This window comes from Pseudomonas sp. PDM31, assembly GCF_019218965.1.
Lineage (GTDB): Bacteria > Pseudomonadota > Gammaproteobacteria > Pseudomonadales > Pseudomonadaceae > Aquipseudomonas.
Window position 1 is genome coordinate 53,472 of record NZ_JAHUWS010000006.1, and the last position, 22,985, is coordinate 76,456.

Below are 22,985 nucleotides of genomic sequence, written 5' to 3' on the forward strand. Positions count from 1 at the left end.
AGATGATTCTGGCCTGAGCGGCGCAGCGCTGGCCGGGAGCGGCGAAAGCGCAAATCGCAGGCAAAAAAAAACCCGGAAATCCTCACTTTCGTGGGCCTTCCGGATTTTCTAAACCGCCAAATATGGTGGGTCGTGTGGGATTCGAACCTACGACCAATTGGTTAAAAGCCAACTGCTCTACCAACTGAGCTAACGACCCGCTGTGTGGTGGCGCGTATAATACTGATTTTTAAGGACTATTCAACACCTATTTTAAAATAATTCAAAAATAAGGGGTTGGATCGCTGATTCCGGCCGCCACGAAGCCTTCAGCGCGCAGGCGGCAGCTGTCGCATTTGCCGCAAGCGCGGCCATTGTCGTCAGCCTGATAGCAGGAAACGGTGAGGCTGTAATCCACACCCAGCTTCACGCCAGCCTGAACAATTTGCGCCTTGCTGAGGTTTTGCAGCGGCGCCTGAATGCGGAAGCCATTGCCTTCTACACCGGCCTTGGTCGCCAGATTGGCCATTCGCTCGAACGACTCGATGAACTCGGGACGACAGTCCGGGTAACCGGAGTAATCCACCGCATTGACACCAATGAAGATGTCCCGTGCGCCGAGCACTTCAGCCCAGCCCAGGGCCAGGGACAGGAACACCGTGTTACGCGCTGGCACGTAAGTCACCGGAATGCCCTCGCCCAACTCTTCCGGAATGTCGATGCTGCTGTCAGTCAGCGCTGAGCCACCCATGCCGTTCAGGTTGAGACCGATCACCTTGTGCTCGACCACACCGAGATCCCGCGCAACGCGCTCGGCGGCGTACAACTCAGCATGAGAGCGCTGACCGTAGTCAAAGCTCATGGTGTAGCAGCTATAGCCTTCGGCACGCGCCATCGCGACGACCGTTGCCGAGTCCAGGCCACCGGACAGCAAGATGACCGCACGCTTTTCAGTAGTGTTCAGTTGCTCAGTCATATCAGCGCCCCGGCTCGTCATTCCAAAGATATTTATGCAACTGCAATTGCAGACGCACTGGCAGGTTGTCCGCTACCACCCAGTCCGCCAGGTCCCGAGCATTCAGGTCATGATGGCTTGGCGAGAACAGGACTTCGCCGGCACGCTGGTCGAGACCGTACTGGATCAGCTTGGACACCGACCAGTCGTAGTCTTCACGCGAGCAGATGACAAACTTCACCTGATCGTTAGGCGTGAGCAGTTCGATGTTCTCGTAACGGTTGCGGTGTGCTTCCTTCGAACCCGGGGTTTTCAGGTCGACAACGCGACTGACCCGGGAATCTACCGCCGAGATATCGATAGAGCCACTGGTTTCCAGTGACACTTCGTAACCGGCGTCGCACAAACGCTTGAGCAATGGGATGGCATTGGGTTGCGCCAGTGGCTCGCCACCGGTGACGCAGACATAACGCGGGCGGAAACCGGCAACCTGCTCGAGGATATCGTCGAGGGTGCGCAGAGTCCCACCTGTAAAGGCATAGGCGCTGTCGCAGTATTGGCAACGCAATGGGCAACCGGTCAGGCGCACAAAAACCGTGGGCAGGCCGGCAGTCCGCGTTTCACCCTGCAACGAGTAGAAAACTTCGGTGATTCTCAATGTGTCTTGCATAGTCGCCACGGGCGTAACAGCTAAACAGGCTGTCCGCCTCCGTCAGGCACTTCAAGAGACCCCGCCAACGCGCAGGCCGCAAAAAGCGTGTTTCATAAAAAGGGCGTGAATTCTAACGAAAAAACCCGCGACAAGCGCGGGTTTCTTCAAAACGGCTCAAGCAGCCCTTACATTTTCTGCAGATCACGCTGGGCCAACTGAGCAGCCGAAGTGCCCGGATACTGGGACACGACCTGCTGCAGAATGCCTTTGACCTTGTCGGTATGACCCAGGCGGCGCTCTACATCAGCGAGCTTGTACAGCGAATCAGGCACTTTGGCGTGTTTTGGATACAGCTGCGAAACCTTGGCAAACGCCTGACCTGCACCTTGCAGATCGCCTTTGGCCAGGTTCACTTCGCCCAACCAGTACTGGGCATTGCCCGCGTATTGGCTGTTCGGGTATTTGCGCAGGAAAGCGGCAAAAGCCTGGCTGGCCTTGTCGAAATCCTTGGCCTTGATCAGGTCGAAGGCAGCATCGTAATAGAGCTTTTCCTTCGCCGGATCCGCCGGTTCGCCACCCGCGGCAGGTGCTTGAGCGGCAGCTGCGCCTGCCCCTGCACCAGCTGCTGCACCGGGTGCGTTCAAATCGCCACCGGTGGAAGAATTTTCAGGAGTCGCGGCTGGTGCAACGCCGGTTCCTATGCGCCGATCAAGATCCTGATATCGCTCCAGGCTTTCTTGCTTCATGCGCGATACATCATTTTGCAGTTCTTCAATCACACCCTGCTGGCGCGAAATCTGATCCTGCATTTGTTGCAGTTGGTTGAACAGCTGGCCCTGTGCCGAGACAGGGGTCGAAACCCCTCCCCCGGCATAGGCGCCGTTCGTACCGTAACCTGCAGGCGGATAACTGCTCCCGCTATTGTTATAGCCGGAGTTGTCCTCGACTACAGGAACCGCAGCCCACACCGCAAGCGGTGCGAGGCTGAGAGCCAGAACAGTTACAGCACGACGGCACGTTCGCATATCGAATTACTTACGCAGTTCGACGCGACGGTTTTGAGCCCAGGACTGCTCGTCGTTGCCGGTAGCAACTGGACGCTCTTCGCCGTAGGAAACCAGTTCCAGCTGAGCTGGGGAAACGCCTTGCAGTACCAGGTAGCGCTGAACGGCTTTCGCACGACGCTCGCCCAGTGCCATGTTGTACTCACGAGTACCACGTTCGTCGGTGTTGCCTTCCAGAACAACGCGAGCGCCGTTTGCTTTCAGGTCTTTGGCGTGAACGTCCAGAGCGCGCATGGCTTCTGGCTTCAGGTCCGAACTGTCGTATTCGAAGTAGAAAGTGGTGATAGCGCGCAGAGCAGCTTCTTCGCTCAGGGAGCCGTCAACTGCACCAGTGTTTGCGCCGTAACCAGCGTTTGGATCTACTGCGCCTTCACCGGCATTGTCGCCGCCTTTGGACGAGCAACCTACAGCTACAGCCATGGCGAGAGCCAGCGCAGCAAATTTACCAAACTTCAGCATTTCCATCGTGAAACTCCTAATGAACCCCAGTGTGTTAAGTAAAACGTATAGCGCCGCGTCAGTTCAGGTAAGGGGACCAGGACGGTTCTCTGACTTCGCCTTGTGCGGTAGGAAGCGGGAGCCTCACGCGTCCATTTATGGACACGAGCATCAAGACTCCCCGGCCCTGCTGGCGGGTGGCGTAGATTACCATGGTGCCGTTGGGCGCGACAGTAGGCGACTCGTCCAGAGTGCTATCAGTGAGGATTTTTACACTACCGCGCTGCAAATCCTGGGCCGCCACCTTGAAATTGGTAAAACCATCTTGTCGGTGAATCATTACAAGAGTTTTTTCGTCAGCCGAAAGCTTCGGGTTGGCGTTGTAGTTGCCGACGAAAGTCACACGCTCGGCACCGCCACCACCGGCGCTGGTTTTGTAGATCTGTGGCTTGCCGCCACGGTCTGAGGTGAAGTAGATGGTCGAACCATCCTTGCCCCAGAACGGTTCGGTGTTGATGCCCGGGCCGTTGGTGACACGAGTGATCTGGCGCGAACCCAGGTTCATCACGTAGATGTCCGGGTTGCCGTCCTTGGACAGCACGAACGCCAGGCGATTGCCATCCGGCGACCAGGCAGGTGCACCATTGAGGCCTTCGAAGTTGGTGATCTGCTCGCGGCGACCGGTATCGATGTTCTGCATGAAGATACGCGGGCGCTTCTGCTCGAACGAGACATAGGCGATGCGCTTGCCATCGGGAGCGAAACGCGGCGAGAGAATTGGCTCGCGCGATTGCAGCAGGGTCACGGCGCGGGCACCGTCATAGTCCGAGCGCTGCAAGGTGTAGCGAGTGTTTTTCTCGGAAAAACGCTCGGCCGTCACGTACAGCAGGCGAGTCGAGAACGCCCCCTTGATACCGGTGAGCTTTTCGAACGACTGGTCGGAGATGTAGTGCGACATGTCGCGCAGTTGATCGACACCGCCCGAGACGCTACCGGTCAGCACTTGCTGCTCGGTCGCGACGTTGAACAGCGCGTATTGCACCTGCAGGCGACCGCCGGCTGGAACAATGCTGCCGACCATGACGTACTGGGCACCCAGTGCCTTGAAGTCACGGAAGATGATTTCGCTGGCCTGGCTCGGCTGGCTGATCATGTTCTGTTTTGGAATCGGCGAGTAATAACCCGAGTTGCGCAGGTCGTTACCGATGATTTCCGCCATGTCGTCCGGCAGCACGCTGCCGCCCTGGAAACCGAACGGCACGACCGCGATCGGAGTAGCCCGATCACTGCCGCTGGTGACCAGAATGTTTTTCTCATCTGCCATCGCCATCCCTGCCATGCAGCAGATAGCGACTAGCATTCCTCGTAGAAGGTTTCTCACGGAGCTAAATCCTCAGGCGTGAATGTCATCTTGAATGAACGATACTGAGCGAAATCACTCGGCTTCATTCCCTGCATTTCTGTCAAACGTCCAATATTCTTCACCGCTGCTACAGCCGAAGCGTCAAACGGACCGTCGCCACTGGACTTGGCCACGCTGACCGACGTCACCGTACCATCAGGCAACATGCCAATCTGCAATACGACCGTCATGCCTTTGCGGGCCGAAGGTGGACGAGCCCAGCCTTCCGCTGCACGCATACGAATCAGGTCGTCGAAATCACCGGCGACTTCGTCGCCCTGCTCATCAGCCAGGGCCTGCTGACGCTGCGGCGTGTCGGAAAGCAAATCTGCCAGGGCCTGGGCCTTTTTGTCTTCGGCGGATTTACGTGCCGCTTCCTGCGATTTCTTCTTCGCAGCATCGGCAGCAGCTTTCTTCTTCGCGTCTTCGGCGACTTTCTTCTTCGCCTCTTCAGCTTCAGCTTTCTTCTTGGCGTCTTCCGCGGCTTTCTTCTTCGCGTCTTCGACGATCTTTTTCTTCGCTTCTTCAGCGGCCGCTTTCTTGGCCTCTTCTTCCGCAGCCTTCTTGGCTTCTTCTTCCGATTTCTTCTTGGCTATATCAGCCAATTGTTTCTCTTCTGCCTTCTTGGCTTCGGCGGTCTTCTTCGCTTCGTCGGCTTTCTTGGCTTCATCAGCCTTTTTCGCCTCGTCCGCTTTCTTCGACTCGTCGGCCTTCTTGGCTTCCTCGGCCTTTTGAGCCGCCTCTTCTTTCTTTTGTTCCGCAGCCTTCACCGCTTCCTGCTCAACCTTTTTCTGCTCCAGCTGCTCGACTTCGGTCTGGCGCGCGGCGGATTTCTTCGCCTCACCCGCAATCTTCTGATTGGTCTGGGTGGTTGCCTGACTTTTCGATTTCAGCTGGTACAAGGTCGCCTGGACAATCGGTTTGGCCGGCGGCAGCTCAGGGGTAAAGGCAAAACTGACGAACAGCATGCCGAACACCAGCACGTGCAAGCCAATCGCCCAGACACTAGGCCAGAAGTAGCTTTCCGAGGCGGAGGGCTCTCGCTGTTGCTGCATCAGGGCGCCTCGGTAATCAAGCCGACATTACCGACACCGGCTTTCTGCAATCCGCCCATGGCGCCCATGACGGAGCCATAATCGACACTCTTGTCGCCGCGAATGAAGACCTGGGTACGCTTGCCGCCTTCGTTGCCGACGCGAATGATCTTGGTCACGGCGTCAGTCATCTGCGGCAGGGTCATGGCACGATCCTGCTGCTTTTCGGTGTCGACTTCGCTGCCAAGGTTCCAGTAGTAGGTCTTGTCAGACTTGATCGAAATGGTCAGGACCTGGGTGTTGTTGTCCTGCGGCAAGGCTTCGCTGGAAACCTTGGGCAGATCAACTTTCACGCCCTGATTGAGCATCGGCGCGGTCACCATGAAGATGACCAGCAGCACCAGCATCACGTCGATGTAAGGCACCACGTTCATCTCGGCAACCGGCTTGCGCTTGTGTCGAGCTCGAGCGATTAAAGCCATTGGAAATTACCTGCTTATTCTTCGCTGGTGTGCACTTTGCGGTGCAGGATCGCCTGGAATTCATCGGCGAAGGTGTAGTAACGGCTCAGCAGGGTTTCGCTGCGAGCAGAGAAGCGGTTGTAAGCGATAACGGCAGGAATCGCGGCGAACAGACCGATCGCGGTGGCAATCAGGGCTTCGGCGATACCCGGGGCCACAGTGGCCAGGGTCGCTTGCTGGGCGGTCGCCAGACCACGGAAGGAGTTCATGATGCCCCACACGGTACCGAACAGACCGATGTACGGGCTGACGGAACCGACGGTAGCCAGAAATGGCAGGCTCTGCTCGAGCTTTTCTTCTTCGCGGGAAATGGCTACGCGCATGGCACGAGCCACGCCTTCCATGACAGCTTCCGGATCTACGCCTGGCTGCTGACGCAGACGGGAGAACTCCTTGAAGCCGGCGCGGAAGATCTGCTCGACACCCGAATCAGGGTCCGGGTTGCTGCCGGCCTGGCGGTACAGTTTGGACAGGTCGATACCCGACCAGAAACGCTCTTCAAAGCTTTCCAGGGCACGTCGACCGGCGCGTATCAGATTGCTGCGCTGAAAGATCATGATCCATGAGGTCACCGATGCGGCTACCAGGGTCAGCATTACCAGTTGCACCACAATACTGGCATTGCTGACCAGGCTCCACATGGAGGAATGGTCGACGACGTTAGCTTCCACGCTTTATCTCCTGCTTTGAGTGTGTACCCGCGCCGCTCACGTCGGCAAAGGCCGCTCGTAGAGCTTCGGGAATGGCCCGGGGTTTTAAACTTTCAGTGCGCACACAGGCCACCAGAAACTGCCCTTCACAGAGCAGCACATTATCCGTAGCCCGCCTGACCTGCTGCTTGAAGCGCAGGCTGGCACGGTTCAATTCGATTACTTCAGCGCTTACCAGCAGTTCGTCATCCAGTCGCGCCGGCGCGTGGTAGCGCGCTTCGCTGGAGTGCACGACGAACAACAGGTCCTCCCCGGCAAGCTGCGATTGGGCAAAGCCCAGTTCTCGTAGCCGCTCGGTTCGAGCCCGTTCCATAAACTTGAGGTAATTGACGTAATACACGATGCCGCCCGCATCGGTGTCCTCGTAATAAACGCGACAACGATGTGCGAAAAGGTCAAGCCCGTTTTGCGCGCGCATACTCTAGTGCTTACTCCTCAGGTTGCCAATCCGGACAGGCAACTGTTTTTCAATGTTCTGCGGCTTTCTCGCGAAAGTACGGTCCTGGGACCCTACATTGCCCGAAAAAATCAGCGCGCAAAGTTAATTAATCATCCGCGGCATCAAGAAACTCGTCTACCACGGGCATTTCGCCCAATCGTGACGGAATATTTAAGCCGAAATGCAGATAGGCATGCCGCGTCACTACTCGACCCCGAGGCGTGCGCATGATGTAGCCCTGCTGAATCAGGTAAGGCTCCAGCACGTCTTCGATGGTGTGACGCTCTTCACTGATGGCGGCAGCCAGGCTATCGACTCCGACAGGACCACCGTCGAACTTCTCGATCATGGTCAACAACAGACGCCGGTCCTGGTGATCGAAACCACGCTCGTCGACATCCAGCAGGTTCAGCGCCAGATCGGCAATCGGCTTGGTGATGTGGCCCTTGGCACGAACCTCGGCAAAATCACGGACCCGGCGCAACAAACGGTTGGCGATCCGCGGCGTACCACGGGCCCGCCGGGCGATTTCGAAGGCGCCTTCAGGATCCAGCGGCAAACCGAGGATGCTTGCCGAACGGCTGACAATGGTCGACAGATCGGCGTTGCTGTAGAACTCCAGACGCTGAACAATGCCGAATCGGTCCCGCAACGGATTGGTCAGCATGCCCGCACGCGTGGTCGCTCCGACCAGGGTGAATGGCGGCAGATCAAGCTTGATGGACCGCGCCGCCGGGCCTTCACCGATCATGATGTCGAGCTGGAAATCTTCCATGGCCGGGTATAGCACTTCTTCGACAATCGGCGACAGCCGATGGATTTCGTCGATGAACAGCACGTCATGAGGCTCGAGATTGGTCAGCAGCGCCGCCAGATCGCCCGGGCGTTCCAGCACCGGTCCCGAGGTACTCTTGATCGACACGCCCATTTCCTGGGCGATGATGTTGGCCAGGGTGGTCTTGCCCAGACCCGGCGGGCCGAAAATCAGCGTGTGGTCCAGGGACTCGTTACGCCCACGTGCAGCCTGGATGAACAACTCCATCTGCTCGCGAACGGTCGGCTGGCCAATGTATTCGGCCAGGCTGACAGGACGAATCGCCCGGTCCTGGACTTCCTCGCGATCACGCGGGCCCGGTGTGGCGGCGATCAGACGATCTGCTTCAATCACTTAGATCATTCCCTTCAAGGCTCGGCGAATCATGTCTTCACTGCTCAAACCTTTCTCCTTGATTGCAGAAACCGCCTTGCTGGCTTCCTGCGGCTTGTAACCCAAGGAGATCAGCGCGCTGACTGCATCGTTTTCCGCGGTGTTCACCGGGGCAGGACCATCCGGCTGGTTCGGCACCAGGGCGAACATGGCCGGCACGGTTTCCCAGGCCTTGAAGCGATCCTTGAGCTCAACCAGCAGGCGTTCGGCAGTTTTCTTGCCCACACCCGGTACCTTGGTCAGCGCCGAAGTGTCCTGGGACTGCACGCAGCGCACCAGTTCATCGACCTCCAGACTGGACATCAAGGCCAGGGCCAGTTTCGGCCCTACGCCATTGAGGCGGATCAACTCGCGAAAGAAGTCTCGCTCACGCTTGCCGACAAAACCATAGAGTAATTGCGCATCTTCGCGTACGACCAAGTGGGTGTGCAGGGTCAGCGGTTCACCGACCGACGGCAGTCGATAAAGCGTCGTCATGGGTACTTCAAGTTCATAGCCCAGACCGTTCACATCCAGAATCAGATGCGGAGGCTGCTTTTCAGCCAGGGTGCCGCGCAAACGTCCAATCACGTTACAAATCCTTGAGCGTTGGCCAGCTCTGGGCCAGCGACTGAAAGAGCGAGGAAATGACGCCGACAGATCAGGCGCAAATCCCTCGCTCGATAAAAATGATTGCTGATGCTATCAGAGACGCAGGCGCCCGCCACGACTGCGTGCAGCTCCCAGACCATGAGGTAGCAGGCTGGAGCGGGTGTGAGCGTGGCAAATGGCAATGGCCAGGGCGTCGGAAGCATCGATTTGCGGCTTGCTGGTGAGCTTCAGCATGTGCATGACCATCATCTGCACCTGCTCCTTGTTGGCCGCACCAGTACCAACGACCGCCTGTTTGACCTGGGTTGCAGTGTACTCGGCGATCTCCAGGCTTTCCTCCGCACCCGCCACGATGGCCGCGCCACGGGCCTGCCCCAGCTTCAGGGCGGAATCGGCATTGCGCGCCATGAACACCTTTTCGATGCCCATGGTCACGGGGTGGTATGTCTGAATGATCTCGCGCACTCCGCGATAGACAATTTGCAGACGCTCGTGCAGTTCGCCGGCGCCAGTGCGGATGCAGCCCGAAGCCACGTATTCGCAGCCACGGCCGGTGTCACGCACCACACCATACCCGGTGATGCGCGAACCGGGGTCGATACCAAGAATTAAAGTCATAACGCCTGCGGGTTAAGTAAAACCACGATACTTAATACACGAATAATAGATGTGGGAGCGAGCCTGATTAGTGAGGGGCTTTGTGTAGTGAGGGGCTGTAGATAGGGGCTGTAGTGAGGGGCTTGTGTGGCGAGGGGGCTTGCCCCCGTTGGGTCGCGCAGCGGCCCCAGAAACCTGGGCCTGCTACGCAGTCCAACGGGGGCAAGCCCCCTCGCCACAAAAGCCCCCTCACCTCATGAGCTACCTCACCTCATGAGCTACCTAACCTCATGAGTCCCCTCACTTCAAGGGGCCCCTCACCTCATGAGCTACCTCACCACGCAGGTTCGCTTCCTCGCCGGACTTCGTTAGCATTAGCCGAGCTGTGCGGCCACCGATTCCGGGATATCCGCATTGGAGTAGACGTTTTGCACGTCATCCAGATCCTCGAGCATGTCGATCAGCTTGAGGACTTTCTCGGCACCTTCCAGATCCAGTTCGGCACTGGTGGTCGGCAGCATGACGATTTCGGCGTCATCACCTTTGAACCCGGCCGCTTCCAGCGCGTTACGCACGGAATAGAACCCGGCAAACGAGGTGAACACGTCAATCGAGCCGTCTTCGTTGGTGACCACGTCATCGGCATCGGCTTCCATGGCCGCTTCCATCAGCGCATCTTCATCCACGCCGGCGGCGAAGGAAATCTGCCCCTTGCGCTCGAACAGGTAGGCCACCGAGCCATCGGTACCGAGGTTGCCGCCGCATTTGCTGAATGCGTGGCGAACGGCTGCCGCTGTACGGTTGCGGTTGTCGGTCATGCACTCGACCATTACCGCCACGCCGCCCGGGCCGTAACCTTCGTAGGTCAGTTCGACCATATCATCGGTATCGGCTGCGCCGGCACCGCGGGCCACCGCGCGATCGATGATATCGCGACTCATGTTCGCACCCAGGGCCTTGTCCAGGGCCAGGCGCAAACGTGGGTTGGAACCTGGATCACCACCGCCCTGACGGGCAGCGACGGTCAGCTCACGAATCCACTTGGTGAAAATCTTGCCCTTCTTGGCATCCTGACGTTCTTTGCGGTGCTTGATGTTCGCCCACTTGGAATGACCTGCCATAACTCGCTCCGTATTCTCTTTGAAACATTGCCCGCCGCGCCATGACGCGCCAGCCGGCAAACAAAAATCCCGGTCTGTTTTCGACCATTACAGATAGAAAAAAGGCGCATCCGAAGATGCGCCTTCAGGTCAGCCTTACTCAGCCTTAGGCGTTTCGCGCAGACGAATGTGCAGCTCGCGCAGTGCCTTGGCATCCACCACACCCGGTGCTTGCGTCATTACGTCCGCAGCACTCTGGGTTTTCGGGAAGGCGATCACTTCACGGATCGACTGGGCGCCGGTCATCAGCATCACCAGACGGTCCAGACCGAAGGCCAGACCACCGTGTGGCGGCGCGCCGTACTTGAGGGCGTCAAGCAGGAAGCCGAATTTCTCTTCCTGTTCGTCTTCATTGATACCCAGCAGACGGAACACCGACTGTTGCATTTCCTTGCGGTGGATACGGATCGAACCGCCACCCAGCTCGGTGCCGTTCAGAACCATGTCGTAGGCACGGGACAGAGCGCCAGCCGGGTTGGCTTCGAGCTCTTGCGGGGTGCACTTGGGCGCGGTGAACGGGTGGTGCAAGGCGCTGAAGCTGCCGTCGTCGTTTTCTTCGAACATCGGGAAGTCGACGACCCACATTGGCGCCCACTTGCAGGTCAGCAGGTCGAGGTCATGGCCGAGCTTGATGCGCAGCGCGCCCAGGGCTTCGCTGACGATCTTGGCTTTGTCGGCACCGAAGAACACGATGTCGCCATCGACCGCACCGACGCGATCGAGGATCACATTCAGGTTGGCCTCAGGGATGTTCTTCACGATTGGCGATTGCAGGCCTTCAACACCGGCGGCGCGCTCGTTGACCTTGATGTAAGCCAGGCCCTTGGCACCGTAGATGCCGACGAACTTGGTGTAATCGTCGATCTGCTTGCGTGGCATGCTCGCCCCGCCTGGAACGCGCAAGGCGGCGATACGGCATTTAGGGTCGTTGGCCGGGCCGCTGAACACTTTGAAATCAACTTCTTTCAGTTGATCGGCAACGTCCACCAGTTCCAGCGGGTTACGCAGGTCCGGCTTGTCGGAACCATAACGACGCATGGCCTCTTCGAAGGTCATGTGCGGGAATTCGCCGAATTCCAGACCCAGCACTTCCTTGAACAGGTTGCGGATCATTTCTTCGGTCAGGCCCATGATCTCTTTTTCATCGAGGAAGCTGGTCTCGATGTCGATCTGGGTGAATTCCGGCTGGCGGTCGGCACGCAGGTCTTCGTCACGGAAGCACTTGGCGATCTGGTAGTAACGATCGAAGCCGGCGACCATCAGCAGTTGCTTGAACAGCTGCGGCGATTGCGGCAAGGCGAAGAAGCTACCGGCGTGGGTACGGCTCGGTACCAGATAGTCACGCGCACCTTCAGGGGTGGCGCGGGTCAGGATTGGCGTTTCGACGTCCAGGAAGCCGTTCTCGTCAAGGAAACGACGGATGCTGGTGGTCATGCGCGAACGCAGACGCAGCTTCTCGGCCATTTCCGGACGACGCAGGTCGAGGAAGCGATAGCGCAGGCGGGTTTCTTCGCCGACGTCGGAGAACTCGTTCAGCGGGAACGGCGGGGTTTCCGACTCGTTCAACACTTCCAGCTCGTAGCCGAGCACTTCGATCATGCCCGACGCCATGTTGGCGTTGGTGGCACCCGCCGGACGCAGGCGGACCTTGCCGGTGATCTTCACGACGTACTCGCTGCGCACGCGGTCGGCGGCGGCGAAAGTTTCAGCGCGGTCCGGATCGAACACTACCTGCGCCAGACCATCACGATCACGGATATCGAGGAAAATCACCCCACCGTGGTCACGGCGACGGTGGACCCATCCGCAAAGGGTAATTTCCTGGCCGTCCAGGCTTTCGTTCAGTTGGCCGCAATAATGGCTGCGCATCATGGTAGTGGTTTCACTTCTCGTAATTCGAAATTCGGTGGAGATCCTGCAGCAGCCTCGCCTTTGATCAAGACGCCGGGTGATGCAAAAGCTCACGTGTCGTTCAACTCAGGTTCCAGACCTTAGTCAGCTTTATCGCCGCCGGCCAGGTTCTTCTTGGAACCGGTCTTGAAATCGGTTTCGTACCAGCCGCTGCCGCTCAGGCGAAAGCCCGGCATGGACAGCATCTTTTTCAGCTCTGGCGCCTGGCAGGCAGGGCAGTCGACCAGCGGTGCGTCGCTGATCTTTTGAATGGCTTCCAACTGATGACCACAGGAAGCACATTGATAATCGTACATCGGCATGGAGGTTGTCTCGGCGATCAGATTGCTACCGCACACGCAGGGTTTCGCGGCAAAGAGCGGGATTATATCCATTAAATGCTGCCTGTGCAGCCGTAAGACTGCACAGACCGACACTCTGCCGCTTTAACTACGCCGCTAGGCCATTGCCATGCATCGCCCTTCCCTGAGGCTGTGTACAACACAGACAACCCGCACCAGACCGCTGAAGTTCTTCACCCCACCATGACGCAAGTGAACTTCGCGGTCCACGTGGGACAACAGGGTACTGATGGTGCAACGATTGAGCCGGGCCATTTCCGCCAGAATATCCCAGTAAACCTGCTCAAGGCGCAAACAGGTCGCGAAGCCATTCAAACGTACCGATCGGGACAGGGGCCGGACCAGCCCCATATCGAACTCACGGACAAACGGATCAATCCTTATATCCTCGTCCTTTCTGCCATAAACCATATCGCTGACACTCCTTTGCCATCACTGCATCTTTACAAGAGCAACTGTCTGTCGACCTATAAAAACGCAGGGACAAAGGTATATCCAGATGACTTTATGACCCTCCACGTAGGAGAAGCCGACAACAAGAGAGCGATCATGGAGCACGTCCTACTCCCGGACATTTCCCACACAACGCGGCGCTCATTCCTCCAACTAGCAAGGTATTGGCAGGGTAGGAAGGCAGTTCAGCCGTGGGTTCGTCACTGACCTTGTCGAGCAACGGAAAGAGTCCCCGCGCCGTACGAGTTACAGCCTCCTGGCCCTCGACCAGTTGCCGGATCATGTCCTCGGCGGCGGGCACGCCCACTTCTTCCTTTTATAGAGGAGAGCCACGCATAAACAGAGTAGGCACCGGGAGCAGGAAACCCGAGGGCGCGAATGCGCTCGGCAATCGAATCGACCGCCAGGGCCAATTCGTTGTATTGCTCTTCGAACACCTAAGATGACCGGCAAGCTGCGACAAATCGCCCCCCATACACCGCCGGACGCCTTGATTTGAGTAGCTTGCAGCTTTGCTGTTAAATAGGCAGCGTGTCGTCAGTGCCTATTTTTTCGGGCGTGGGCGCATAGGCTGATACCGGGTACGTGTCCAACGCCTCTTATTGTTCTGAAGCGAACCGTGCGCCATCAGCTCTTCCTTGTGAGCTGTCTTAACGTGAGTTAATCAAAATGTTGAAAATCGTCCACCTGCTGATAGGTGCAGCGGCCTTGCTGCTGTCCTTTATCCCGAGCCTGCAATCCGAAGGCTTGCCTTACCTGCAACAACCCGATGCTCTGTACCTGGCCTTTTTTGGCTTGCTCAACCTCACTCTTGCTCCGGTTATCCCTTACTGGAACAAAGGTCCGCGCCATCAACTGCAAAATCTGGTCAGCGCCCTGCTGATTCTCGCCGTGGTCCTGCAAACCCTGACATTGATCGCGCCAATGCCGGAAATCGCCGGTCAACCTGCCGTCCTGTTCAGTCTGGTCGCAGCCCTGATCGCCGTAACCCTGCACCTGGCCATCAGTTTCTACAAATCGTCACCGGCAGCCGCGTCATCCAGCTACGACATGAGCAACCGTGATACCGGCACCGTCAAGTGGTTCAACACCTCCAAAGGCTTCGGCTTTATTTCCCGCGATTCCGGCGACGATATCTTCGTGCACTTCCGGGCCATTCGTGGTGAAGGCCACCGCGTCCTGGTCGAAGGCCAGCGCGTGGAGTTCTCGGTCATGAATCGAGACAAGGGCCTGCAAGCCGAGGACGTGATCGCCGCTCTGCCGCGACGCTGATCCAGGGCTGAAAAAAACCGCGAACAGCCAGGCTGTTCGCGGTTTTTTATTACCCGGGTTTCAGTAATGCGGTGGAGGCGCCTCTTGCTCGAACGAGTCGAACTGCCCGACCATTTCCTCTTGCCGCTTGAGCAGCGCGGCCATCTGCAGTTGCAGGCGCTCGACCACCCGTTGTTGCGCCACCAGTACATCATTCAATGCCTGGATGGTGTCATCCTGAAAAGCCAGGCGGCTTTCCAGATCGGTAACGCGTTCTTCCAGGCTCATGGCTCAAACCTCCAGAAACGTAAAGTCATTGGTCAACACCAGACGCAAACGTTCGCGAATAGCCGCAATTTGCTCGCCAGCGTAGGGCTTGGCCGGGTGTTTGCCCCAAACCGGAGCCGGCCAGGCGGCATCCCCTTGAGTGCGTACGATGACGTGCATGTGTAACTGACTGACCATATTACCCAGGGTCGCAACGTTCATCTTGTCCGCGTCGAACAAGCTTTTGAGTATTTGCGCCAGAGCGCTGGTTTCCTGCCAAAGCAGCTGCTGGTCTGCGACATCCAACTGAAATATTTCGCTGATAGCCTCACGACGAGGCACCAGGATGAACCAGGGATAGTTCGAGTCATTGGACAGCAGCAGCCGGCACAAGGGGAAGTCCCCGATCGGCAATGTGTCTTGTTGAAGTCGTGGATCTAGGGCGAACACTGTGCGCACTCCGGTCGGATCATCATTTTCAGCTTAGCGCCCCTCCCGAAGGATCGCGCACCAAGCGACTGGACGGCAGCATACCTGCGAACGCAGCCGGCTTCACGACGAACCCTGCAAAGGTCTAACCGGAACCCACAACCGCGCCCCGACTTGAAACACTTTTTGCCAGGACGCACCACATCAGAACCATCTTGTGAAAAAAAGCGTGCAAATGACTGAACAATAAGGAAGTGTTCGCTTCACACCCATGGGTATTCTGGGTAAATTCACCACGAGCGTTGAAATTTTTTGCACCAAAATCGCACAGACGGTCTACGCTGGATGCTTCGACATCCGCCGAATACCCACTGGCGGTGTGAACCGGTAACATTTTTGCGTGTCAGGTTTCGACCCGACTGCGCAACATGATGCAAAGTTCGACGTCAAGCCATAACGACGCCCCCTTGATCCCCCCGGTTTCATGAGGTCTTTACGGCATTTGGCGGGGCATCAGAAAAAATTGGCAACAGATTCATGATTTGTGCACGTTTGTTGCATTCACACCCACATCGCCTGCGATGCATCCGCTGGAAGTGGATTCATTGAAGGCAAATAACACAGTGGCAGGGTAGCCCAAGGGAGATTCAGCGTTTCACCAGGGACTCTTTTTGGCACTCAGATTCAGAAAAAAAGTATTGACGTTGTCAACCCGGATGCGTCGGGGTTGTAGATTTGCGACATCTACCAAGCTCTTTGCGACAGGGTCGTAAAGAAGCCGAAAGGATGGATGCGCAAGTATCGCCAACATTGTCGGCGTGATATAAGTTTGCGCCGACACAAAAAGAAAGAGCCGCCCAGATAATAAAACAGGTGGGACGGCAGTACTCTTCTAAAACCAAAGGAGCAAATCACGATGCGCGTGATGAAGTGGAGCATGATCGCACTGGCAGTTGCAGCAGCAGCCAGTACTCAGTTGGCTACGGCCGCACCTTTTGTAAGTGACCAGGCTGAAGCCAAAGGTTTTGTTGAAGACAGCACGCTGAACTTGCTGGTTCGCAACTACTACTTCAACCGTGATAACAAAGATGGCGGCAACGACCAGAAAGACTGGACCCAGGGCATCTGGGGCAACTACAGCTCCGGTTACACCCAGGGCCTGATCGGCGTTGGCGTTGATGCCTACGGTTACCTGGCAATCAAACTGGACGGTGGCGACGGCACCGGTGGCACCGGCAACATGAGCCGTGGCGCTGATGGCGAAGTCAACGACAGCCAGGGCAAAGCCGGCGGCGCTATTAAAGCCCGCATCTCCAAAACCGAGCTGAAATTCGGCGACATGCAGCCAAGCACTTCCCCAGTGTTCGCTGTAGGCGGTTCCCGTATCCTGCCGCAAACTGCCACTGGTATCCAACTGCAGAGCAGCGAGATCAAAGACCTCGACCTCGAAGCCGGTCACTTCTACTCGGGTAGCAGCCAGGACAAAAACGCCCGTGACGGCGACCTGTGGGCAAACTACGCCGGCGTTGCCGCCAACAAGATCGACTACTTCGGTGGCAAGTACGGTTTCACCGACAACCTGACCGCATCGTTGTACGGCGCCAAGCTGGAAGACATCTGGAACCAGTACTACGCCAACCTGAACTACACCATCCCATTCACCGACAGTGAGTCGCTGAACCTGGACGGTAACATCTACAACACCAAAGACACTGGTGATGCCGAAGCCGGCGATATCAGCAACACCACGTTCTCCCTGGCTGCTGCTTTCTCGTTCCTGAAAGCACACACCATTACCCTGGGCTTCCAGAAGGTCAACGGCGACACTCCGTTCGACTACATCGGTGTGGGCAAGAACAACCGCGGTGGCGACTCGATCTTCCTCGCCAACTCCATCCAGTACTCTGACTTCAACGCACCAAACGAGAAGTCTGCCCAGGTTCGTTACGACCTGAAAATGGCTGAGTACGGCGTTCCAGGTCTGAGCTTCATGACCCGTTACGTGAAAGGCTGGGACATCGACGGTACCAACGCTCCGGCCAACAGCGCTTACGCTGGCCTGTACGGTGCAGATGGCAAGCACAACGAAACCAACTTCGAAGCCAAGTACGTTGTACAGACTGGCCCGGCAAAAGACCTGTCCTTCCGTATTCGTCAGGCATGGCACTTCGCTAACGCCGACCAGGGCGAAGGCGACGTGAAAGAGTTCCGTTTCATCGTCGACTACCCGCTGTCGGTTTTGTAATCGCATCCAGTTAGTTTGCGGTAACAAACAAAAAGGCCCATCTTCGGATGGGCCTTTTTTTATTGCTTGCCTGACCACAAAGTCAGGCAGTGACGACTACCCGCATTACTGCACGGCAGATTCCTGAACCACACGAATAACGCGCTGTGGAAATGGAATATCGATGCCGGCATCTCTGAGGCGATCACGGGATTGCTCATTGAACATGAACAACACATCCCAGTAATCGGCAGTTTTAACCCAAACACGCAGCGATACAGTGATCGAGCTGTCACCCAGGGTCGAAATCACCGCCTGAGGTTCCGGATCAGTCAGCACACGTGGATCCTTGGCCAGATCCAGCAACACTTGACGGGCCTTTTGCAGGTCCGCTTCGTAATCGACACCCACATCAAATACGACTTTGCGGGTCGGTTGACGGTTCGTGTTGGTAATGATGCCATTGGACAGATTGCCGTTGGGCACAATGATGGTCTTGTTGTCGCCAGTGCGCAGTACCGTGTGGAAAATCTGGATGCTGTCGACGGTGCCTGCAACACCTTGGGCTTCGATCCAGTCACCGATACGAAACGGACGGAACAACAGAATCAGCACGCCACCGGCGAAGTTCGCCAGGCTGCCCTGCAGCGCCAGACCAATGGCCAGGCCCGCGGCACCGATTGCCGCCACGAACGATGTGGTTTCCACACCGATCATCGACGCCACGCTGACGATCAGCAAAACCTTGAGAATGATGTTGGCCAGGCTGCTGATAAAACCCTGCAACGCCAGATCGGCGTTGCGTAGCGCCAACAGGCCTCCGAGTTTTTGCGTGACCTTGTTGATCAGCCACCAGCCAATGGCCAGGGTGAGCACGGCCAGCAGCACACGACTGCTGTACTCCATGATCATCGGGATCCAGGTCTGGGACACCTTGACCAGATTGTCTACTTCGGCATTTAAGTCCATCTGCTTACTCCTGTTTCCGGCTACTGTTTGCGGCTAACCGGCACGCGAAAAATAAAGCGGCAGAAAGATCGAACCGCTACGGGCTCAATCGTTTCTGCCGTTGCTTGGGCCTCCGACGCCAAAAACGCCGAGAGGTTCCCACCCCGAAGGTCAGTCGCGGAAGTTGTTGAACTGCAGCGGCATCCCGAACTCCTTGGCGCGCAGCGCTGCAATGGCCTCCTGCAGATCGTCACGCTTCTTGCCGGTAATGCGCACTTGCTCACCCTGAATGGCGGCCTGGACCTTGAGCTTGGCGTCTTTGACGTGAGCGACGATTTTCTTCGCCATCTCCTTGTCGATGCCTTCCTTGAGGACGGCTTCCTGCTTCATCAGCTTGCCCGAGGCAAAAGCATCCTTGACCTCAAGGCACTGCACATCGATCTTGCGCTTGACCAGCGCCAGCTTGAGGATCTCAATCATCGCCTCAAGCTGGAAATCCGCTTCAGCGGTGAGGTTGACGGTCAGGTCTTTTTCCTTGAACTCGAAGCTGCCCTTGCCTTTCAGGTCATAACGACGATCGAGTTCCTTGATGGCGTTCTCGACCGCGTTGGTGACTTCGTGTTTGTCCAGTTCGGATACCACGTCGAACGACGGCATGTAATCTCTCCAAATATTAAGGCGCGTCGGTGGAACACGCCTGGCTTGCGGTTAAAATCCGCGCTGATTATAACGGGTCTTTCCCATCATTCACTGCGAGCCTCGGATGCGCGCCTTAAACAGAGCAAAAAGCTGATGTCCACTACCTGGCATGTCCTGGGCGCCGGCAGCCTCGGCACGTTATGGGCGACTCGTCTGGCCCGGGCCGCAGCCCCGGTCCGCCTTATACTGCGCGACGCCGCGCGGTTGCGGGCCTATGAGGCGGCCGGCGGGCTGACGCTGGTAGAAAACGGTGAAGCCCGACGCTACGCCGTGCCCGCCGAGACACCCGACAGCAGCGAACCGATCCACCGCCTGCTGGTGGCCTGTAAGGCCTACGATGCGCAAAGCGCGGTGGCCCGTCTGGCTCCACGCCTGGCACCCGGCGCCGAGTTGATCCTGTTGCAAAACGGTCTTGGCAGTCAGGACGCCGTGGCGGCGCAGGTCCCACAGGCGCGCTGTGTTTACGCGTCGAGTACCGAAGGCGCATTTCGCGACGGCGACTGGCGAGTGGTGTTCGCCGGGCACGGCTTTACCTGGTTGGGGGACGTCAGCCATCCAGTGGCGCCCATCTGGCTGGACGATCTGAACGCCGCCGGCATCCCGCACGAGTGGAGCACAGAAATTCTCACGCGACTGTGGAGAAAGCTCGCCCTCAACTGCGCGATCAATCCACTGACGGTGCTTCACGATTGTCGCAATGGCGGTTTGCAAGATCATCACTGTGAGGTCGCCACCCTCTGCGGCGAACTGACAGAGTTGCTTGAGCGTTGCGGCCAGCCGGCCGCGGCAGAGAATCTGCAACAGGAAGTTGAACGGGTGATACAGGCAACCGCCGCCAATTTCTCATCGATGCACCAGGACGTGGCGAGTCAGCGCCGTACCGAGATCAACTACCTGCTGGGCTACGCCTGCAAAGTTGCAACCCGTCACCAGTTGAACCTGCCCCACCTCAATGGGCTTGAAGCAAGGTTGATCGATCATCTGCACCGCCTTGGATTGCCCAGCGACTGAGCAGCGGCTACGCTGGCCACTTGTTCCTTTGCAGCGATCAACCTGATGCCATTGCGCCAGCGCCTCGAAAACCTGCCTGTCGGTCAGAAACTGCTGGCCGCCCTGCTGGTGCTATTGACCACTGTTCTGCTGGTCGCCAACCTGACGTTTATCAGCGCCGCCTACTACATCTCCCAGGAGAGCATGGCGCCCCAGGCCCTGCAGACCATCGGCCGACTGGTTTCCAACCCGAGCCTGGCATCAGAGGCTGTAGAGTCACCGCAAAGCGCCGAACGCCTGCTCAATGAACTCAATAGCTATTCTCCGCTACGCGCGGCAGCGATATACGACGGCAAAGGTGAACGCCTTGCGCAGCTGCAGCACGGCGACAAACTCGAACTGCCGAAACATTCCCGGCACATCGAAGCCTGGCAGACCACCGAGTTTCGCAGCAATCAAGTCATCACCCTGCCCCGCCCCGGCGCCGCGCCCGGCCACCTGTTGCTGGTGGCCAGCAGTGAGCTGCCGATGGCGTTCTACACCGGAACCCTGACCGCCAGCCTCGGCATCCTGATCTTCAGTGTGCTGTTGTGGCTGGTGATTGCCCGCCAGATCAAGCGTCTGATTACCCGGCCGATCCATCAACTCGAAGAGTTGTCCCGACAGGTGACCCGCGAAGAGAACTACGCCCTGCGCGCGTCCCGTGGCAACCACGACGAAATCGGCAGCCTCGCCGAAGCCTTCAACACCATGCTCTCGCGAATCGAGGCAAGGGAGCAGCAGCTCAAACGGGCCCGGGACGACTCACAGCAAGCCTATGACCAGGCCCAGGGGCTCGCCGAGGAAACCCGCCATACCAACCGCAAGCTGGAACTCGAAGTCCAGGTGCGCAGCAAGATCGAGAAGAAGCTCACCGGTTTCCAGAACTACCTCAATAGCATCATCGACTCCATGCCGTCGGCGCTGATTGCCCTCGACGAGCAGCTCTACGTGACCCAATGGAACCAGGAGGCCAGCGCCCTGTCCGGGACCCGCCTGGATGAAGCCTTGAATCAGCCGGTCTACCTCGCTTTCGAACCGCTCAAGCCGTTTTTACCCCAGCTCAAGCAAACCGTCGAACAACATACAGTGGCGAAAATCGAACGTGTTACCTGGGTCAAGGACGACGAGCCCCGCCACTACGCCCTGACGTTCTACCCGTTGATGGGCGGCGCCGGGCGTGGCGTGGTCATCCGGATCGACGACATTACCCAGCGCCTGTCGCTGGAAGAAATGATGGTGCAGTCGGAAAAAATGCTATCGGTGGGCGGCCTGGCCGCCGGCATGGCCCACGAAATCAACAACCCCTTGGGGGCGATCCTGCACAACGTACAGAACATCCGTCGCCGCCTGTCACCGGAACTGCCGAAGAATCTCGAAATGGCCGAGCAGGCAGGCATCGATCTGGCGACGGTCAACCAGTATCTGCAAGTGCGCGAAGTGCCACAGTTGCTCGACGGCATCCAGCAGGCCGGGGCCCGGGCGGCAAAGATCGTCACCCACATGCTCAGCTTCAGCCGTCGCAGCACCCGGCAAATGGCCCCCTGTGATCTGCCGGCGCTGATCGACCAGGCCGTTGAAATCGCCGGTAACGACTTCGACCTGGCCATCGGTTTTGACTTCAAGGGCCAGGCAATCATTCGTCAGTTCGATCCCGCGCTGGGCCCGGTGCCCGGCACCGCCAACGAACTGGAGCAAGTGCTGCTCAATCTACTGAAAAACGCAGCCCAGGCCATCCACCAGCGTGAAGACGACAGTGAGCCGGGGCGGATCATTCTGCGCACACGGCTCAACCCGCCCTGGGCGGAAATCCAGGTCGAGGACAACGGTATCGGCATGACCGAAAACGTACGTAAACGCACCTTCGAGCCTTTCTTCACCACCAAGGAAATCGGCCAGGGCACTGGCCTTGGCCTGTCGGTGTCATACTTCATCATCACCAACAACCACAAGGGCCAGATGGAAGTGCAATCGTCCGTGGGCCAGGGCACTTGTTTCACCTTGCGCCTGCCCTTGGCGAGCGGCACCCCGCTTGTCTCCCAGGAAATCAAACAGCTTTCGAGGTAACCATGGGCTTTCGCCTGTCGAAGATTTACACCCGCACCGGCGACAAAGGCGAGACCGGCCTGGGCGACGGCCGTCGCGTGCCCAAGGACCACCCTCGGATCGAGGCCATTGGCGAAGTCGATTCGCTGAACAGTCAGGTTGGCGTACTGCTTGCCGGGTTGGCGGCGCAAAGTGCCGAGTATCCAGGCTTGAATGAAGTGATCGAGGTGCTGGCACCGTGTCAGCATCGATTGTTCGATCTCGGTGGTGAACTGGCGATGCCGGTGTATCAGGCGCTCAATGGGCTGGAAATCGAACGGCTGGAAGCGGCGATCGATGTGTGGAACGAAGAGTTGGGGCCGCTGGAAAACTTCATTCTGCCAGGAGGCTCTGCGCTGATTGCCCAGGCCCATGTCTGCCGTAGCCTGGCGCGCAGTGCCGAGCGGCGGTGTCAGCAGTTGAATGCGATCGAGCCGCTGACCGGGGTTGGCTTGGCGTATATCAATCGGTTGTCGGATCTGTTGTTTGTGGTGGCGCGGTTGATTGCCAAGCGTCAGGGGATTGTCGAGATCCTCTGGCAACCGGCGGCGAAGCCTGGGGTTTAGGCGATGCCTGTCAGGCCGTCTTCGCGAGCAAGC

25 protein-coding genes, 1 tRNA gene and 1 pseudogene are annotated in these 22,985 nt (G+C 57.8%); 5 read left to right on the top strand and 22 right to left on the bottom strand.

The window, feature by feature from the left end; all coding sequences use genetic code 11:
* Window positions 1-123: 123 nt before the first annotated feature.
* The 18 genes and pseudogenes from KW839_RS13375 to KW839_RS13460 form a co-directional block, all read right to left on the bottom strand.
* Window positions 124-199, bottom strand: a tRNA-Lys gene (locus tag KW839_RS13375).
* Between the two features lie 63 nt (window positions 200-262).
* Window positions 263-955, bottom strand: coding sequence for a 7-cyano-7-deazaguanine synthase QueC (gene queC, locus KW839_RS13380; protein ID WP_218424606.1), 693 nt, complete (start codon window positions 953-955; stop codon window positions 263-265).
* Between the two features lies 1 nt (window position 956).
* A complete protein-coding gene (gene queE, locus KW839_RS13385) occupies window positions 957-1,604 on the bottom strand; it encodes a 7-carboxy-7-deazaguanine synthase QueE (protein WP_020798452.1) in 648 nt (215 codons plus the stop codon).
* 167 nt (window positions 1,605-1,771) lie between these two features.
* Window positions 1,772-2,611, bottom strand: a complete 840-nt coding sequence (gene ybgF, locus KW839_RS13390; protein ID WP_218424607.1) for a tol-pal system protein YbgF — start codon at window positions 2,609-2,611, stop codon at window positions 1,772-1,774.
* Window positions 2,612-2,617: 6 nt separating this feature from the next.
* Window positions 2,618-3,115 carry a peptidoglycan-associated lipoprotein Pal gene (gene pal, locus KW839_RS13395; RefSeq protein ID WP_003178634.1) on the bottom strand — a complete coding sequence of 166 codons (498 nt, stop codon included), beginning with the start codon at window positions 3,113-3,115 and terminating at the stop codon, window positions 2,618-2,620.
* A gap of 52 nt (window positions 3,116-3,167) precedes the next feature.
* Window positions 3,168-4,448 (bottom strand): Tol-Pal system beta propeller repeat protein TolB, encoded by a 1,281-nt coding sequence (gene tolB / locus KW839_RS13400; RefSeq protein ID WP_256352653.1) that lies wholly within the window; start codon window positions 4,446-4,448, stop codon window positions 3,168-3,170.
* Window positions 4,449-4,465: 17 nt separating this feature from the next.
* The gene (gene tolA, locus KW839_RS13405; RefSeq protein ID WP_060539649.1) at window positions 4,466-5,545 is read right to left on the bottom strand and encodes a cell envelope integrity protein TolA; all 1,080 of its coding nucleotides are present in this window, start codon (window positions 5,543-5,545) and stop codon (window positions 4,466-4,468) included.
* A complete protein-coding gene (gene tolR / locus KW839_RS13410) occupies window positions 5,545-5,997 on the bottom strand; it encodes a protein TolR (RefSeq protein WP_162237374.1) in 453 nt (150 codons plus the stop codon). The genes tolA and tolR overlap by 1 nt, the downstream gene beginning before the upstream one ends.
* 23 nt (window positions 5,998-6,020) lie before the next feature.
* Window positions 6,021-6,716 (bottom strand): protein TolQ, encoded by a 696-nt coding sequence (tolQ, locus tag KW839_RS13415; protein WP_060539647.1) that lies wholly within the window; start codon window positions 6,714-6,716, stop codon window positions 6,021-6,023.
* A complete protein-coding gene (ybgC, locus tag KW839_RS13420) occupies window positions 6,706-7,173 on the bottom strand; it encodes a tol-pal system-associated acyl-CoA thioesterase (RefSeq protein ID WP_060539646.1) in 468 nt (155 codons plus the stop codon). Before ybgC ends, tolQ begins: the two co-directional genes overlap by 11 nt.
* Window positions 7,174-7,300: 127 nt before the next feature.
* Complete coding sequence (gene ruvB, locus KW839_RS13425; protein ID WP_060539645.1) at window positions 7,301-8,362, bottom strand: Holliday junction branch migration DNA helicase RuvB; 1,062 nt, start codon at window positions 8,360-8,362, stop codon at window positions 7,301-7,303.
* A complete protein-coding gene (ruvA, locus tag KW839_RS13430; RefSeq protein ID WP_007995640.1) occupies window positions 8,363-8,971 on the bottom strand; it encodes a Holliday junction branch migration protein RuvA in 609 nt (202 codons plus the stop codon).
* 114 nt (window positions 8,972-9,085) lie between these two features.
* On the bottom strand, window positions 9,086-9,610 hold the full coding sequence (ruvC, locus tag KW839_RS13435) for a crossover junction endodeoxyribonuclease RuvC (RefSeq protein WP_008015799.1): 525 nt from the start codon (window positions 9,608-9,610) through the stop codon (window positions 9,086-9,088).
* A 353-nt stretch (window positions 9,611-9,963) separates the two neighbouring features.
* Window positions 9,964-10,710 carry a YebC/PmpR family DNA-binding transcriptional regulator gene (locus KW839_RS13440; protein ID WP_046042206.1) on the bottom strand — a complete coding sequence of 249 codons (747 nt, stop codon included), beginning with the start codon at window positions 10,708-10,710 and terminating at the stop codon, window positions 9,964-9,966.
* A 135-nt stretch (window positions 10,711-10,845) separates the two neighbouring features.
* On the bottom strand, window positions 10,846-12,621 hold the full coding sequence (aspS, locus tag KW839_RS13445) for an aspartate--tRNA ligase (RefSeq protein WP_060539644.1): 1,776 nt from the start codon (window positions 12,619-12,621) through the stop codon (window positions 10,846-10,848).
* A gap of 119 nt (window positions 12,622-12,740) precedes the next feature.
* On the bottom strand, window positions 12,741-12,962 hold the full coding sequence (locus tag KW839_RS13450) for an FmdB family zinc ribbon protein (protein ID WP_060539757.1): 222 nt from the start codon (window positions 12,960-12,962) through the stop codon (window positions 12,741-12,743).
* 135 nt (window positions 12,963-13,097) lie between these two features.
* A complete protein-coding gene (locus tag KW839_RS13455) occupies window positions 13,098-13,412 on the bottom strand; it encodes a ribbon-helix-helix domain-containing protein (protein ID WP_060539643.1) in 315 nt (104 codons plus the stop codon).
* Window positions 13,413-13,635: 223 nt separating this feature from the next.
* A pseudogene (locus KW839_RS13460) lies at window positions 13,636-13,891 on the bottom strand (Dps family protein); the annotation flags it as partial.
* A 232-nt stretch (window positions 13,892-14,123) separates the two neighbouring features.
* Here KW839_RS13460 and KW839_RS27910 point away from each other — a divergent pair.
* Window positions 14,124-14,726 (top strand): cold-shock protein, encoded by a 603-nt coding sequence (locus KW839_RS27910; protein WP_060539642.1) that lies wholly within the window; start codon window positions 14,124-14,126, stop codon window positions 14,724-14,726.
* 60 nt (window positions 14,727-14,786) lie between these two features.
* Here the strand turns inward: KW839_RS27910 and KW839_RS13470 are convergent, their stop codons facing one another.
* Together KW839_RS13470 and KW839_RS13475 are read right to left on the bottom strand one after the other, a co-directional pair.
* Window positions 14,787-14,993, bottom strand: a complete 207-nt coding sequence (locus KW839_RS13470) for a SlyX family protein (protein WP_060539641.1) — start codon at window positions 14,991-14,993, stop codon at window positions 14,787-14,789.
* Between the two features lie 3 nt (window positions 14,994-14,996).
* The gene (locus KW839_RS13475) at window positions 14,997-15,422 is read right to left on the bottom strand and encodes an HIT domain-containing protein (RefSeq protein ID WP_060539640.1); all 426 of its coding nucleotides are present in this window, start codon (window positions 15,420-15,422) and stop codon (window positions 14,997-14,999) included.
* Window positions 15,423-16,317: 895 nt separating this feature from the next.
* Between KW839_RS13475 and KW839_RS13480 the strand changes: the two genes are divergently transcribed.
* On the top strand, window positions 16,318-17,646 hold the full coding sequence (locus KW839_RS13480) for an OprD family porin (protein ID WP_218424608.1): 1,329 nt from the start codon (window positions 16,318-16,320) through the stop codon (window positions 17,644-17,646).
* Between the two features lie 105 nt (window positions 17,647-17,751).
* Here KW839_RS13480 and KW839_RS13485 read toward each other — a convergent pair whose 3' ends face one another.
* Window positions 17,752-18,594 (bottom strand): mechanosensitive ion channel family protein, encoded by an 843-nt coding sequence (locus tag KW839_RS13485; protein WP_060539638.1) that lies wholly within the window; start codon window positions 18,592-18,594, stop codon window positions 17,752-17,754.
* 150 nt (window positions 18,595-18,744) lie between these two features.
* On the bottom strand, window positions 18,745-19,230 hold the full coding sequence (locus KW839_RS13490; protein WP_218424609.1) for a YajQ family cyclic di-GMP-binding protein: 486 nt from the start codon (window positions 19,228-19,230) through the stop codon (window positions 18,745-18,747).
* A 135-nt stretch (window positions 19,231-19,365) separates the two neighbouring features.
* On the opposite strand from KW839_RS13490, the gene KW839_RS13495 reads away from it, so the two are divergent.
* The 3 genes from KW839_RS13495 to KW839_RS13505 are packed head-to-tail and all read left to right on the top strand — an operon-like array spanning window position 19,366 to window position 22,952.
* Window positions 19,366-20,283 (top strand): putative 2-dehydropantoate 2-reductase, encoded by a 918-nt coding sequence (locus KW839_RS13495; RefSeq protein WP_218424610.1) that lies wholly within the window; start codon window positions 19,366-19,368, stop codon window positions 20,281-20,283.
* Between the two features lie 45 nt (window positions 20,284-20,328).
* The gene (locus KW839_RS13500; RefSeq protein ID WP_218424611.1) at window positions 20,329-22,368 is read left to right on the top strand and encodes a PAS domain-containing sensor histidine kinase; all 2,040 of its coding nucleotides are present in this window, start codon (window positions 20,329-20,331) and stop codon (window positions 22,366-22,368) included.
* 2 nt (window positions 22,369-22,370) lie between these two features.
* Window positions 22,371-22,952, top strand: a complete 582-nt coding sequence (locus tag KW839_RS13505) for a cob(I)yrinic acid a,c-diamide adenosyltransferase (protein ID WP_218424612.1) — start codon at window positions 22,371-22,373, stop codon at window positions 22,950-22,952.
* Window positions 22,953-22,985: the final 33 nt, after the last annotated feature.